This window comes from Rhizobium sp. BR 250, from assembly GCF_047445855.1.
Lineage (GTDB): Bacteria > Pseudomonadota > Alphaproteobacteria > Rhizobiales > Rhizobiaceae > Agrobacterium > Agrobacterium tumefaciens_I.
Genome location: NZ_JARWKW010000008.1, coordinates 160,119 through 175,134, shown reverse-complemented (window position 1 = coordinate 175,134; position 15,016 = coordinate 160,119). Strand labels below are relative to the sequence as shown.

At 59.8% G+C, this 15,016-nt stretch carries 12 protein-coding genes; 11 read left to right on the top strand and 1 reads right to left on the bottom strand.

Annotation, left to right across the window (positions count from 1 at the left end):
* Positions 1-59 precede the first annotated feature (59 nt).
* The 9 genes from QD336_RS14895 to QD336_RS14855 all read left to right on the top strand — a co-directional run bounded on the left by QD336_RS14895 (position 60) and on the right by QD336_RS14855 (position 11,718).
* Positions 60-1,067 (top strand): ABC transporter permease, encoded by a 1,008-nt coding sequence (locus tag QD336_RS14895; protein ID WP_112766410.1) that lies wholly within the window; start codon positions 60-62, stop codon positions 1,065-1,067.
* A gap of 1 nt (position 1,068) precedes the next feature.
* Positions 1,069-2,205, top strand: a complete 1,137-nt coding sequence (locus tag QD336_RS14890; protein ID WP_499171196.1) for an ABC transporter permease — start codon at positions 1,069-1,071, stop codon at positions 2,203-2,205.
* A 12-nt stretch (positions 2,206-2,217) separates the two neighbouring features.
* Positions 2,218-3,885 carry an ABC transporter ATP-binding protein gene (locus QD336_RS14885; protein WP_499171195.1) on the top strand — a complete coding sequence of 556 codons (1,668 nt, stop codon included), beginning with the start codon at positions 2,218-2,220 and terminating at the stop codon, positions 3,883-3,885.
* A gap of 22 nt (positions 3,886-3,907) precedes the next feature.
* A complete protein-coding gene (locus tag QD336_RS14880) occupies positions 3,908-5,281 on the top strand; it encodes an alpha-glucosidase/alpha-galactosidase (RefSeq protein ID WP_499171194.1) in 1,374 nt (457 codons plus the stop codon).
* Between the two features lie 366 nt (positions 5,282-5,647).
* On the top strand, positions 5,648-6,712 hold the full coding sequence (locus QD336_RS14875; RefSeq protein ID WP_499171193.1) for an HlyD family secretion protein: 1,065 nt from the start codon (positions 5,648-5,650) through the stop codon (positions 6,710-6,712).
* 11 nt (positions 6,713-6,723) lie between these two features.
* Complete coding sequence (rbbA, locus tag QD336_RS14870; protein WP_499171192.1) at positions 6,724-9,501, top strand: ribosome-associated ATPase/putative transporter RbbA; 2,778 nt, start codon at positions 6,724-6,726, stop codon at positions 9,499-9,501.
* Positions 9,498-10,616 carry an ABC transporter permease gene (locus tag QD336_RS14865; RefSeq protein ID WP_499171191.1) on the top strand — a complete coding sequence of 373 codons (1,119 nt, stop codon included), beginning with the start codon at positions 9,498-9,500 and terminating at the stop codon, positions 10,614-10,616. Before rbbA ends, QD336_RS14865 begins: the two co-directional genes overlap by 4 nt.
* 134 nt (positions 10,617-10,750) lie before the next feature.
* A complete protein-coding gene (locus QD336_RS14860) occupies positions 10,751-11,353 on the top strand; it encodes a hypothetical protein (RefSeq protein WP_499171190.1) in 603 nt (200 codons plus the stop codon).
* A gap of 218 nt (positions 11,354-11,571) precedes the next feature.
* A complete protein-coding gene (locus tag QD336_RS14855) occupies positions 11,572-11,718 on the top strand; it encodes a DUF1127 domain-containing protein (RefSeq protein WP_065116857.1) in 147 nt (48 codons plus the stop codon).
* 482 nt (positions 11,719-12,200) lie between these two features.
* Here the strand turns inward: QD336_RS14855 and QD336_RS14850 are convergent, their stop codons facing one another.
* Positions 12,201-12,644, bottom strand: a complete 444-nt coding sequence (locus tag QD336_RS14850) for a response regulator (RefSeq protein ID WP_269343331.1) — start codon at positions 12,642-12,644, stop codon at positions 12,201-12,203.
* Between the two features lie 378 nt (positions 12,645-13,022).
* Here QD336_RS14850 and ftsZ point away from each other — a divergent pair, with 378 nt between their 5' ends.
* Both ftsZ and QD336_RS14840 read left to right on the top strand, forming a co-directional pair.
* Positions 13,023-13,985, top strand: coding sequence for a cell division protein FtsZ (gene ftsZ / locus QD336_RS14845; protein WP_003521714.1), 963 nt, complete (start codon positions 13,023-13,025; stop codon positions 13,983-13,985).
* A gap of 246 nt (positions 13,986-14,231) precedes the next feature.
* Positions 14,232-14,930: a GntR family transcriptional regulator gene (locus QD336_RS14840; protein ID WP_269343335.1), complete on the top strand. Its 699-nt coding sequence runs from the start codon at positions 14,232-14,234 to the stop codon at positions 14,928-14,930.
* Positions 14,931-15,016 lie beyond the last annotated feature (86 nt).

The following is a 15,016-nucleotide window of genomic DNA, read 5'->3' as shown; positions in this document are numbered from 1 at the left end:
TCGCGCGTGAAGCGCGGCCGGAGACACACGGCCCATCCAAACCGAGGAAAGACCGTTCGATGCTGAGATTTCTGACGATACGCGTAGCATCCGCCATTCCGGTGCTTTTGATCCTGAGCGTGGTGACCTTCGCCATCATCCAGGCGCCGCCCGGCGATTATGCCGACTACATCCGCTCACAGCTGATGAACCAGGGCGGCGCGTCCTTCGAACAGGCGGAAGCGCAGGCGCAGGCCTACCGTATCGAACACGGCCTCGATAAGCCGCTTGTGGTGCAATATTTCAACTGGATCGGCGGCATCATCACCCGCGGAGATTTCGGCTACAGCTTCTATTACAACAAGCCGGTCGCCGATGTGGTTGGCGAACGCCTGCCGCGCACCATTGCGCTGGCGCTGGTCTGCCACATCTTTGCGTCCGTGCTCGGCATTGCCTTCGGCATATGGGCGGCGACACGGCAATATTCCTGGGTGGATAACCTGCTCTCCACCATCGCCTTCCTCGGCATGACCATCCCGCGTTTCCTGATGGCGCTGATCCTCGTTTATCTCATGGTGTTTCATTTCGACGTGTCGGAGATCGGCAGCTTCTTCTCGCCGCAATATGGCGGAGCGCCCTGGTCATGGGGCAAATTCGTCGATCTCGTCAGCCATGTCTGGCCGGTGGTCGCCATCGCCGTCTTCGGTGGCCTTGCCTACAATATGCGGGTGATGCGCGGCAATCTGCTCGACACGCTGAATGCACAATATGTCGAGACGGCGCGCGCCAAGGGGCTTTCGGAAGGCGCTGTCATCATGCGCCATGCGGTACCGAATGCCGTGCACCCGCTGGTCATGTATCAGGGTGTCGTATTGCCCTACATGCTGAGCGGCGAGATCGAGACCGCCATCATCTTCGCACTGCCGACCGTCGGCCCGGCCATCGTCGGCTCCATGGCGGTGGGTGACGTCTATGTCACCGCGACCTTCATGATGGTGCTGGCCGCAACGCTGATCGTCGGCAACATCATCGCCGACATGCTGCTCGCCATGCTTGACCCACGCGTTCGCGAATTCGGGAGGGCCTGAGATGATGGCGTTTGACGAGATGAAAACCGAAACCGCCGCCACCGCAAAACCCGACCGCTCCGCCCATGGCAACGAGACTTATCTGGCACTGGTCTGGCGGCGTCTCAGACGCTCCTTTACCGGCATGGTCGGGCTGGTGCTGGTGGTCCTGCTGATCCTGATTGCCGTCTTTGCGGATTTCTTCGCGCCGATGAACCCGCTCGAAACCCATGGCAGCTTTTCGCCGCCGCAGGTGGTTCGCTTCACCGACAAGGACGGCAATATCAGCATCGCACCGCGTGTCTACGCCATTGCGGAGACGGACGAGCTTGACCCGGTCACCTTCCAGCCCATCGTCGGGCCGGATTACGACAATCCCGTCTATCTCGGCTTCTTCGTCAAAGGCGCGGAATACAGGCTTTTGGGTCTCATTCCGATGAGCCGGCATTTCTTCGGCTCGACGGATGGCCAGCCGGTGCATTTTCTCGGCACCGATAAATTCGGACGCGACGTGCTGTCGCGCGCCATCTATGGCTCGCGCATCTCGCTTGCCATTGCGCTCAGCGTCGTCGCCATCGTTACCGTCATCGGCACCAGTGTCGGCCTGATATCAGGTTATTTCGGCGGGCCGCTGGATGCATGGGTGCAGCGTTTCGTGGAAGTGGTTCTGGCTTTCCCGCAATTGCCGCTTTATCTCGCGCTAACGTCTCTCATCCCGGTCACCGCGCCAACCACTGTGTTCCTCGTCTTCGTCGTGGGTGTCATGTCGGCGCTCGGCTGGGCGCAGATGTCGCGCGAGGTGCGCGGCAAGACGCTGGCACTGGCGCGTATTGATTATGTACGGGCGGCCATTGCCGTCGGCGCCACCGACCGCCGCATCATCTTCCAGCACATCCTGCCGAATGTGATGAGCCATGTGATCGTTGCCGTCACCCTGCATATTCCAAGCGTCGTGCTGCTCGAATCCTTCCTCGGTTTCCTCGGCTTTGCGGTGAAGCCGCCGCTTATCTCCTGGGGGCTGATGCTGCAGGATACCGCGACCTATTCCGTCATCGGTTCCTATCCATGGATTCTCGCACCGGTCGGTTTTGTGCTGGTCACCGTTTTCGCCTTCAACGCGCTGGGCGATGGCCTGCGCGATGCCGTCGATCCCTATTGAGAGGAGCGTAAAATGGTAGCTGCCCAGAACAACGCCTACGCCCCCGCCATCCGCTTCGATGCCGATGACCGTCAGGATAACGCCATCATCGATGCCCGCAACATTGCCGTGACCTTCAAGGTGGAACACGGCACGGTGGAGGCGGTGAAGGATATTTCCTTCCAGCTCTATCGTGGCGAGACGATTGCTATCGTCGGCGAATCCGGTTCGGGAAAATCGGTCACGGCCCGCACGGTGATGGGCCTTCTGACGAAGCGGGCTTCCGTCTCGAAATCCGCGACCGTGCGGTTTAACGGCGATGACATATTGAAGTTTTCGAGCCGCCAGCGCCGGGCGCTGCGCGGTAACCGCATCTCGATGATCTTTCAGGAGCCGATGAGTTCGCTGAACCCGATCTATACGATCGGCAGCCAGATCGTCGAGGCGATCCGCGTTCATTCGAAACTCAGCCGGAAAGAGGCCGAGGCGAGGGCGCTCGATCTTCTTCGGCAGGTGCAGATACCGGAACCGGAAGCGCGGCTGAAGCAATATCCGCACCAGCTTTCCGGCGGCCAGCGCCAACGCGTCATGATCGCCATGGCGCTCTCCAACGATCCGGACGTGCTGATTGCCGACGAACCCACCACCGCGCTCGATGTGACGGTGCAGGCGCAAATCCTCAATCTCATCCGCGACCTGCAGAAGAAACGCGGTATGGCCGTGGTTCTCATCACCCATGACCTGACGATCGTGAAGCAGTTTTCCGATTACGTCTATGTCATGCAGCATGGCGAGATGCGTGAGCACAATACCACGGAAAAGCTCTTCGAAGCGCCGCAGCACCCCTATACGAAAAGGCTGCTCGGCTCCGAACCGCATGGCACGGCAAAGCCGCTACCGGAAAATTCCGGCGTGTTGCTGACGGCAAGCGGCGTGCGCGTGTCCTTCATGATGCGTTACGGCGGGCTGTTCAAACCGGAACTGAAAGAGCTGATCGCCGTCGACAGCCTCGGCCTGACGCTGAGGCGACACGAGACGCTGGGGCTCGTCGGTGAATCCGGTTCCGGCAAGACCACCTTCGGCCAATCGCTGTTGCGGCTGAACGAGCCGGTGGGCGGCGAGGTGATCTTTGATGGCGAGAGAGTCGATGGCCGTTCCCGCGCCGAAATGCGACCCTTGCGTTCGCGCATGCAGATCGTCTTTCAGGACCCCTTCGCCTCGCTCAACCCACGCATGACCATCGGCCAGATCATCGAGGAAGGCCTCACCATCAACGGGCTTGGCAAAACAAAAGCCGAAAGGCTGGACCGGGTGCGTGATGCGCTGGAGGCGGCGGGCATGCCCGGCAATATCCTCTCGCGGTTCCCGCACGAATTCTCAGGCGGCCAGCGCCAGCGCATCGCCATTGCGCGCGCCGTGGCGCTGGAGCCGGAGTTTATCCTGCTCGACGAGCCAACCTCGGCGCTCGATCTTTCCGTACAGGCACAGATCATTGATCTCCTGCGCAAGCTGCAGGATGAGCGCGGCCTGAGCTACCTGTTCATCTCGCACGACCTGAAAGTGGTGCGCGCGCTCTGCCACCGCGTCATCGTCATGCAAGGCGGCAGGATCGTCGAGGAAGGGCCCGTCGAGGATGTGCTGACCAACCCGAAAACAGAATATACTCAGCGGCTTGTACGAGCCGCCTTCGAAATCGCTTGAATTCCCAATACCGGAGGTAGACATGGCAAGAGATCCCAAGATCACATTTATCGGCGCAGGCTCCACTGTTTTCATGAAGAACATCATCGGCGACGTGCTGCAGCGTCCGGCCCTGTCCGGTGCCACGATTGCGTTGATGGACATCAACCGCGAAAGGCTGGAAGAAAGCGCCGTCGTCGTCAACAAACTGATTTCGACACTGGGGGCTAAGGCGAAGGCCGAGACCTATACCGACCAGAAGAAGGCCCTTGCCGGTGCCGATTTCGTCGTCGTCGCCTTCCAGATCGGCGGTTATGAGCCCTGCACGGTCACCGATTTCGAGGTGCCGCGCAAATATGGCCTGCGCCAGACCATTGCCGATACGCTCGGCGTAGGCGGCATCATGCGCGGCCTTCGCACCGTTCCGCACCTGTGGAAGATTTGCGAGGACATGCTGGCCGTCTGCCCCAACGCCATCATGCTGCAATATGTGAACCCCATGGCGATCAACACCTGGGCGATAGCCGAGAAATACCCGACGATCCGGCAGGTGGGCCTTTGCCATTCCGTGCAGGGCACGGCCATGGAACTCGCCCACGATCTCGATATTCCCTACGAGGAAATCCGCTATCGTTCGGCGGGCATCAACCACATGGCGTTTTTTCTGGAGTTCGAACACCGCCAGCCCGACGGCAGCTACAGGAACCTTTATCCCGATCTCGTGCGCGGCTACCGCGAAGGCCGTGCGCCAAAACCCGGCTGGAACCCGCGCTGCCCCAACAAGGTGCGTTACGAGATGCTGACGCGGCTCGGTTATTTCGTCACCGAAAGCTCGGAACATTTCGCCGAATATACGCCCTATTTCATCAAGGAAGGGCGCGAAGACCTGATCGAGAAATTCGGCATCCCGCTCGATGAATATCCCAAGCGTTGCATTGAACAGATCGAGCGCTGGAAGGGACAGGCGGCTGCCTATCGTTCCGCTGACAAGATCGAGGTCAAGCCGTCCAAGGAATATGCCTCCTCCATCATCAATTCGGTCTGGACCGGCGAACCCTCCGTCATCTACGGCAACCAGCGCAACAATGGCTGCATCACCTCGCTGCCATCGGATTGCGCGGCGGAAGTGCCGTGCCTTGTCGACCATAATGGCGTGCAGCCCACCTTCATCGGCGAATTGCCACCGCAGCTCACCGCCCTGATGCGCACCAACATCAATGTGCAGGAGCTGACGGTGCGGGCGCTGATCACCGAAAATCGCGAGCACATCTTCCACGCGGCGATGATGGACCCACACACGGCGGCGGAACTGGACCTCGACCAGATATGGTCGCTGGTGGACGACCTTCTCGTGGCCCATCGCGACTGGTTGCCGGAGTGGACACAAGCCGAGGTGAAGCGGGCGCGGGCGGTGTAAGAACGCAGGGGCTGCGTTGATGGCAGGCTGGCGCACGGCACCCGTGTGGCGTTCGCCGGTTGGCCTTCCGCTATAGATTTAACGTCATCCTCGGGCTCGTCCCGAGGATCCAATCACATTGCAAAAAAAACTGATGGCTGGCAGATGCTCGGGACAGGCCCGAGCATGACGAAAGGGTTTTAGTTCTTCGTCCAATTGACGTGTGTCAAAGCCGCAAGCCGCACCCTCACCTAAACAGCCCCGGCAACCGGTCTTTCTCCCTCGGACAGGGGAAATATCAGGTGCGAATTATGAACGTAAAGGTGGCTGGCTTCTTCGGTTTCATCGTATTACGGTTGAAACTCGAAGGGTTCATGGGGAAGACGGATGTCCAGAAAAGGCTTGCTCATTGGTCTGGTGGTTTTGGTGCTTGCCATTGCCGCTTATTTCGCCTGGTCGAAGTTCACGGCAGAGGGGTTGCCCGCCGGTTTCGCGGCCAGCAACGGCCGGATCGAGGCGGTCGAGATCGATATTTCCACGAAGACCGCCGGCCGTCTTCAGGACATCATGGTGCGCGAAGGCGATTTCGTGAAGGCCGGGCAGGTGCTTGCGCAGATGGACACCGCCCAGCTGGAAGCCAAGAGGCGTCAGGCGCAGGCACAGCTTCGCCGCGCGAAAATAGCGATCGATACCGCCAACAGCCTCGTCGCGCAGCGGGAGGCGGAGAAAACATCCGCTCTCGCAGTGGTGGAGCAGCGCAAGGCCCAGCTTGATTCCGCCTCCAAGACCTATACGCGCTCGAAACAGCTGCTGACCGGCAATGTCGTATCGCAGCAGATTGTCGATGACAGCGAAGCGGCCGAACAATCCGCCCGCGCGACGCTCGCTTCCGCCGAAGCCTCGCTCGCCGCCTCGGATGCCGCAATCAATGCCGCCCGGGCGCAGATCGTCGATGCCGAAGCGGCGGTCGATGCCGCGCAGGCCGATATCGAAAGCATCGAAACGGATATTGCCGATGCGACGCTGAAATCGCCGCGCGATGGCCGGGTGCAATATCGCATCGCCCAGCCTGGAGAGGTGCTCTCTGCCGGCGGACGGGTTCTGAACCTCGTTGATCTCGGCGATGTCTACATGACGTTCTTCCTGCCGACGGCCGAGGCCGGCCGCACATCCATGGGGTCCGATGTCCGCCTGATACTCGATGCCGCGCCGCAATATACCATTCCGGCCAAGGTCTCCTTCGTGGCGGATGTCGCGCAGTTTACGCCCAAGACGGTCGAAACCGAGGAAGAGCGCCAGAAGCTCACCTTCCGGGTGCGGGCGCAGATCCCGCAGGAACTGCTGCAGAAATATATTCAATATGTCAAAACCGGTCTGCCGGGCATGGCCTATGTTCGGCTTGATCCCGAGGCCGTCTGGCCGGAAAATCTCGACCGTAATCTTGTGAAGTGACGGTGGCCGCCATGGTCACGCCTTCTGCGACGAGCACCGGAAACGATCAGAACGCGCCGGTCGCGCGCTTGGCCGACGTGCGGCTGTCATTTGGCAGCACGGTGGCTTTGGCCGACATATCGGTTGATATTCCCTCGGGGCGAATGATCGGGCTTATCGGCCCGGATGGCGTCGGCAAATCCAGCCTGCTGTCGCTGATCTCCGGCGCCCGCGCCATCCAGAAGGGCAGGGTGGAAGTTCTCGGCGGCGATATGTCCGATGCGCGCCACCGTGAGGGTACATGCCCGCGCATCGCCTACATGCCACAGGGGCTTGGCAAGAACCTTTATCCCACCTTGTCCGTCTTCGAGAATATCGACTTTTTCGGCAGGCTGTTCGGGCAGGGCGGCAGAGAGCGGCGGGCGCGTATCGCCGAATTGCTGAAGAGCACAGGTCTCGAACCTTTCGCCGACCGCCCGGCCATGAAGCTTTCCGGCGGCATGAAGCAGAAGCTCGGGCTCTGCTGCGCGCTGATTCACGATCCGGACCTGCTCATTCTCGATGAGCCGACGACCGGTGTGGACCCGCTGTCGCGCCGGCAATTCTGGGAGCTGATCGATTCCATCCGCGCCGGTCGCCCCGGCATGAGCGTCATCGTCGCGACGGCCTATATGGAAGAGGCCGCCGGTTTCGACTGGCTGGTCGCCATGGATGGCGGCAAAATCCTTGCCACCGGCTCGCCCGCCGAACTGCTGGAGCGCACCTCGGCAGCCAATCTCGATGCAGCCTTCATCGCTCTTCTGCCGGAAGAAAAGCGCAAGGGCTACCGGGAGGTGCATATCGCGCCGCGCAAGGTGACCGGCGAGAGCGACTATGCCATCGAAGCGTCGCATCTCAGCATGCGCTTCGGCGATTTCACCGCCGTCGACAATGTCAGTTTCAAGATTCCGCGTGGCGAGATTTTCGGCTTTCTCGGCTCGAACGGCTGCGGAAAATCCACCACCATGAAGATGCTGACCGGGCTTCTGGCCGCCAGCGAAGGCGAGGCGAAGCTCTTCGGCCACAAGGTGGATGCGAGCGACATGGCCATCCGCCACCGGGTCGGTTACATGAGCCAGGCTTTCTCGCTCTATTCCGAGCTGACGGTGCGCCAGAACCTTGATCTTCACGCGCGGCTGTTCAAGCTGCCGGAAGAGAAAATCCAGCCGCGGATCGCCGAGATGGCGGAGCGTTTCGATCTCGGCGCGGTCATGGAGACGCTGCCGGACGACCTGCCGCTCGGCATCCGGCAAAGACTGTCGCTGGCGGTGGCGATGATCCATTCGCCGGATATTCTCATCCTTGACGAACCGACCTCCGGTGTCGATCCGGTGGCGCGCGATGGATTCTGGCAGATTCTCGCCGATCTCTCCCGCAACGACAATGTTACCATCTTCATCTCCACCCATTTCATGAATGAGGCGGAGCGCTGCGACCGGATTTCGCTGATGCATGCCGGCAAGGTGCTGATCAGCGATACGCCAGATGCGATCACCAGGAGCCAGAATGCCGCAACGCTGGAGGAGGCCTTTGTTGCCTATCTCGAAGATGCATCCGGCCTGACGAAATCAGGGCCGGCGGAGGCGCCTGCCGCAACGGCAAACGTGCCGGCGGCACAGCACGCCGCGCCCGCCCGCAAACGGTTCTTCGATGTCCGGCGCATGTTCAGCTATACGCGCCGCGAGGCGCTGGAGTTGCAGCGTGATCCCATTCGCGGCACGCTGGCGGTGCTTGGCAGTGTCATCCTGATGTTCGTGATCGGATACGGCATCAATCTCGATGTCGAGGATCTGACCTTCGCGGTGCTGGATCGTGACGATTCCACCATCAGTCGCGATTATGTGCTCGACATAACCGGTTCCCGTTATTTTATCGAGAAAGAACCGATCCGCGATTATGCCGATATGGACCGGCGCATGCGCGATGGCGAACTGAGCCTCGCCATTGAAATTCCCCCCGGTTTCGGTCGCGATGTGCTGCGCGGCAAGACGGTCGAAGTCGGCGCCTGGATCGATGGTGCCATGCCGCAGCGGGCCGAGACCGTGCGCGGTTACGTGCAGGGCATGCACCAGACATGGCTGGCGCGCAAGGCGGCTGAGATCTACGGCAGCGCCGCGACGCAGAGCAGCTTCAGCATCGAGACGCGCTATCGTTACAATCCCGATGTCAAAAGCCTTGTCGCGATGGTGCCGGCGGTCATCCCGCTGTTGCTGATGCTCATTCCTGCCATGCTGGCCGCGCTCAGCGTCGTCCGAGAAAAGGAACTCGGCTCCATCGTCAATCTTTACGTGACGCCGACCACGCGGCTGGAGTTCCTGATTGGCAAGCAGCTTCCTTATGTCGCCCTCGGCATGCTCAATTTCCTGCTGTTGACGGCATTCGCGATCTTCATCTTCCGGGTGCCGTTCACCGGCAGTTATCTTGCTTACGCGACGGGAGCGCTGCTCTTTGTCATCATCGCTACATCCATCGGCCTCGTGATGTCATCCTTCATGAAGAGCCAGATCGCGGCGATCTTCGGCACCGCCTTGCTGACGCTCATTCCGGCGACGCAATATTCGGGCATGATCGATCCCGTCTCGTCGTTGCAGGGCGCGGGGGCCGTTATCGGAAACATCTATCCCGCCACCTATTTCATGACGATTTCCCGCGGGACCTTTTCCAAGGGGCTGGATTTCGCCGGGCTTTCCGGCTCCTTCCTGCCGCTTCTCATCGCCGTTCCGCTGCTCCTCATCGCCGGTGCCGCACTTTTGAGGAAGCAGGCATCATGAGGTTGTTTTCGTCCAACATCTTCCAGCTCGGCATCAAGGAACTGCGCGGGCTTGCGCGCGACGGCATGTTGCTGGTCCTCATCATCTACGCCTTCACGCTGCAGATCTACACTGGCTCCAGCGCGCTGCCGGAAACGCTCAACAATGCCGCCATCGCCATTGTCGACGAGGATCAGTCGCCGCTTTCCAGTCGCATCAGCACGGCTTTTTACCCGCCCTATTTTGCGCCGCCGAAGCAGATTTCCATTGCCGAGATGGACAAGCGCATGGATGCCGGCCTTGATACGTTCGCGCTCAACATTCCCCCGGATTTCCAGCGCCGGCTGATGGCCGGGCAGCAGCCCGCCATCCAGCTCAATATCGACGCGACCCGCATGAGCCAGGCCTTCAGCGGCGGCGGTTATGTGCAGACCATCGTGACGAGCGAAATCCAAGAATATATCAACCGCTATCGCGGCGCGACCTCGGTGCCGGTGGACCTGACCCTGCGCTCGCGTTTCAATCCGGAGCTGGACAAATCCTGGTTCGGCTCGATCAACAACATCATCACCGCCATCACCATGCTGTCGATCGTGCTGACGGGTGCCGCGCTCATTCGCGAGCGCGAGCATGGCACGGTCGAGCATCTGCTGGTCATGCCGGTGACACCGCTGGAAATCATGCTCAGCAAGGTCTGGTCCATGGGGCTCGTCGTGCTGGTGGCCTCGGCCTTTTCCCTGTTCGTCGTCGTCAGGGGGCTGCTGGCCGTTCCAATCGAAGGTTCGCTCCTGCTCTTCCTGCTCGGCACCGCCCTGCAATTGTTCGCCATGACGTCGATGGGCATTTTTCTGGCGACGGTGGCCGGCTCGATGCCGCAATTCGGCATGTTGCTGATCCTGTTCCTGCTGCCGTTGCAGGTGCTCTCCGGCGCCATGACGCCGCGCGAAAGCATGCCGGATGCGATCCAGTACATCATGCTTCTGGCGCCCAACACCCATTTCGTCATTCTGGCGCAATCGGTACTCTTCAGAGGCGCGGGACTGGATGTGGTGTGGCCGCAATTGCTCGCCCTGCTCGCCATCGGCTCGGCGCTCTTCATTTTTGCGCTTCGTCGCTTCCGGCGGTTCCTGCGCTGAACCGCGGAAAAAAGACCGTTTCCGTCATTTTCGAATGAGTTGAATTAATTGTGTACGGTAACGGTATGTTCGCCTTCCGGGAATATGCCTATGAGACGGCTGGGTAAAAGAGGGCTTTGTCCAGGAGTGGTACAATGACTATCGCAGCACGTCTGTCGCTTACGGCCATGATCGCACTGGCGGCAACACCGTCTCTCGCATCGGAAGATATGACGTCGCAGACGAGTGAAGCGATATTCGGTTTCGGCGGCGTGCTGACCAAAGAGGACATGTTGAAAAGCGCGGCCCTCTTTCCGGTGGAATATGAACGGAACGCCATTCTGGGCGGTGGTTATCAGTTTTACCCCTACCGCATCGGCAATGTGAAACTGGGTGGCGAAATCGGCGTCGCTGCCAGATTTGGCAAGGGTTTCACCGGTGAAGTCTGGGCCGGCCCGGTGGCGCGTTATGAACAGATCAGGCTCGGCGAGCGGCTGTTCGTCACACCGAGCTTTACCGCTGGCCTCAGCCTGGTGACCGATGCACAGCCGGGCCGCGAGCGCGAGCAGGAAATCAAGGACGGCGGTAACGCCAACGTCCTGTTTTACCTTGGGCCTGAGATCAACGTCTCCTTCAGCGAGGATTCCTCGACGGAATTCTTCTGGCGCCTTCACCACCGTTCCGGCGGTGGCAAAACATTGGGCAATATGAAGGGCGCGACAAACGCCAACGTCTTCGGCGTCCGCTACAAGTTCTAAAAGGCGAGGGGCGCTCAGATCGTCCGCCATGTGGCTGAATTTTCAGCCACCCGTCATTTTCCGGGAGGAGGTGAATGGGAACCCTTGCATCCAGCGCATGGGTGGATTGCCTTATTCTGCCTGTTCATTGAGCATGAGAAAGCGCATATAGGGGGCATCAAAGGACGCCGGAACGAAAACGTTACTGACGTCACCTAAACCTCAGAAAGGGTCATGTCATGAACGTAGCACGCAGCTTCAACAATTGGCGCAAATATCGTCAGACCATCAACGAACTGGGCCGCATGAGCACCCGTGAACTGCACGATCTCGGTATCGATCGCAGCCAGATCACCAGCGTTGCCCGCGCCGCCATCGGCAAGTAATTAAGGCGATATCGCCACTTGTGAGTGCTTCAACGCCCGCTTCGCGGGCGTTTTTGTTTTTGGAGCTTTCCGTTCCGCCGTTCGCCGGTGCGACGATGCCATTCACCGCATGCGGAACCTTGCCGTGTCGCGGGCAAAGATTTGGCCGTCTCCCGGTGCCGGGAACACCCGGGCTCCCGCGAATATTCGCCCGGATTTTCCATCGCGGAGATCGCCATGCAGTGAGCGCATATCTGCGCTGCAACCTTGTGCCTGTGAAACGCGCAGAAAAATGCTATCTTCAAATCATCGAAACGGATGTACCTCCTCCCACATCCTTTTGGTAATGCGGGCGATCCTACTCCTCCTCCCAAAGGATTGCCCCGGGGACAGCGGTTTTCCTCCTCCCATATCGCTGTTCATCTTTTCAGAAAGCCTGCCGCACCTCCTCCCGCGGCAGGCTTTTTTGTTTTCGGGTGTTTCTTTCGTTTTCAGAAAATCCCTCAGTCGAAAGCCATCATGCCGATGGGTGTTACGGCATGGGTGCCGGCGCGTTTGGCAAGCGCGTAGGACAGGCATTGCTCGACTGCATCCTGCGGCACGGGCTTGGCGATGACGCCGGCGCCGATGCCGAGATTGAGGACGACTTCCGGGTTCGCCGTCATGAAGATCACCACGACGCCATGGTCTTCCGAGAGCCGCCTTCCGATCTCCGGGCCGGTCTGGCCGTCGGCGAGATTGACGTCGACGAAGGCGATGTCGGCACGGCTGCCGAGTGCCACGGCCTCATCCAGCCGGTTGGCGATGCCGATGACATCGGCCTCTTCTTCCGCCTGCAAAATGGAATCCTCGATATCCATGGCGATGAGGAACTCGTCTTCCACGATCAGCACGCGCGGCTGTTCCGTGCGGAAACCGGGTTCGCTTTGCAAAACGTCTGCCAACATGTGCCTGTCTCCATTTCGTGCACTGCTGCACTGTCGGCAGGCAAACCCCTGTCGGGGCAACTCGTTCCAAACTGAGATAAACATAGTGAATGGAGTGTAAACGGCGCCCCTTTTCGGCTATCACCATTCACTAGCGAAGCAGTTGATTCGGTTTGGTTTTCATCCGGGGGAAGGGTGGGAGAACGTCGCCGTAGCGCATCTTTCGCCGCTGGAGCACAAGTCTTTTGGCCGCAATCGGTCGATAAGGCTTCATGGAAATTCAACGCGTTAAAGCCTCCTTCGTGCGCCAGGAAGGACGTGCTGCAACGCCGCCGATCATTCGCGTGCCGCGGTCAAAAACGGCGCCGGACCCTATGAGTTTAGAAAGAGAATAAGACGATGACCCAGTCTCCGCGCGCCACCATTGCCCGCAACACGCCCAATATCGCCGTCGTCGGCGTTGGTGGCGGTGGCGGCAATGCGATCAACAACATGATTGCCGAGGGCATTGGCGGGGTGGATTTCATTGCCGCCAATACGGATGCGCAGGCGCTGAAGAAAACCAATGCGCCGCGGCTCGTGCAACTGAGTTCCGAGCTGACCGGCGGTCTTGGCGCGGGCGCCGATCCCGAGGTTGGCCGTCAGGCGGCGATCGATTCCCTCGATGAGATCATGGATCACTTAAGCGGTTACGACATGTGCTTCATCACCGCCGGCATGGGCGGCGGCACCGGCACGGGTGCGGCTCCCGTCATTGCTGAGGCCTGCCGCGCGAAGAACATCCTCACCGTCGGCGTCGTCACGCTTCCCTTCAGCTTCGAAGGTGCACGGCGAATGCGGGCGGCCGAATATGGCTTCGCCAACCTGCTGAACACCGCCGATACCGTCATCGTCATTCCCAACCAGAACCTGCTGCGCATAGCGGACGCCGGCACCACCTTCGAAAACGCGCTGAAGACGGCCGACAAGGTTCTGTCGCTTGGCGTGCGCTGCATCACCGATCTCATCCTGCGTGAAGGCCTCGTTAATCTCGATTTTGCCGATGTGCGTTATGTCATGAAGAACGGCGGACGCGCGCTGATGGGCACGGCCCAGGCCAAGGGTGAAAAACGCGCTTCGGAAGCGGCGGCCGCAGCCATCGCCAACCCGCTGCTCGGCGAACCCTCGCTGAAGGAGGCGCGCGGCGCGCTCGTCTCCATCTCAGGCGGCAATGACCTGACGCTTTATGAAATCGACGAGGCGATGACGCTGGTGCGCGAAGCGGTGAGCGAAGAAACCGACGTCGTGATGGGCGCTTCCTTCGATCCGACGCTCGACGGTGCCTTCAAGATTTCCGTCGTGGCCACCGGTCTGCGCAACTGATGTCTGCTTGAGGCGCGGCGTGCTCTCCGTTCTCCGGATGAATCGCGCCTCCTTGAGCGGCGCTGCGTTATAAACAGCGCTCACGCCACAAACCGAACGATCAAAAGCCGTCGCGGGTAATTTCTGCGACGGCTTTTTGTTGTTTTTGAACAATTATTCCGCCATTCGGGGAAGGCGCGTCGCAACGCGTCGTTGATAACGAAAAAATATAATAGTACTCTTTATGTCGACAAGAGGGATTTGGTGATGACGGATATAATTGCTTCTGCCGAGCGCAAGCGCGGCTCCGGCGTGAAGATGGTCTATGATCTGCTGCGCGACGAGATTCTCGATCTGGTGCTGCCACCGGGCAGCCCCATCGATGAGGTGCAGCTTGCCGAACGGTTCAAGATGTCGCGCACTCCGATCCGTGAGGCGCTGGTCAGGCTTTCGGGTGAGGGGCTGATCGATACGCTGCCGAACCGCTCGACCATGGTGTCGAATATCGATTTCCTCAACATGCACACCTATTTCGATGCGCTGGTGCTGATGTACCGGGTTACCACGCAACTTGCCGCGCAATATCACCGTCCGGAAGATCTGGCCGGCATTCGGGCGCATAATGCGGAATTCGCCGTCGCGGTGGAAGAGCAGAATGCATTGGCGATGATCTCCACCAACGCCGCCCTTCATCTTGCGATCGCCGAGGCCGGGCGCAACCCCTATTTTACCAGCCTGTTCAAGCGCCTGCTGGACGAAGGGCGGCGTATCCTCAGGCTCTATTACCAGTCCTATGATGATCGTCTGCCCAAGCGCTTCATCGACGATCATGAGGAAATGATCGCGGCGATTGCCGCGCGCGATATCGCCCTTTCGGAAAAACTGGCGCGCGAACATGCCGAACAGATCGTGCGGCAGGTGCAGAAACTGCTGGTGCGAAACGAGCGTCTGGAAATAAGTCTGTAGCTTGTCGATTTCTTGTCGACAAATAAAATACAAGATAGTAATGTCCTTGTCGAAAGGGTGGCGCATTGCTGCGTCCATTCCTGAGA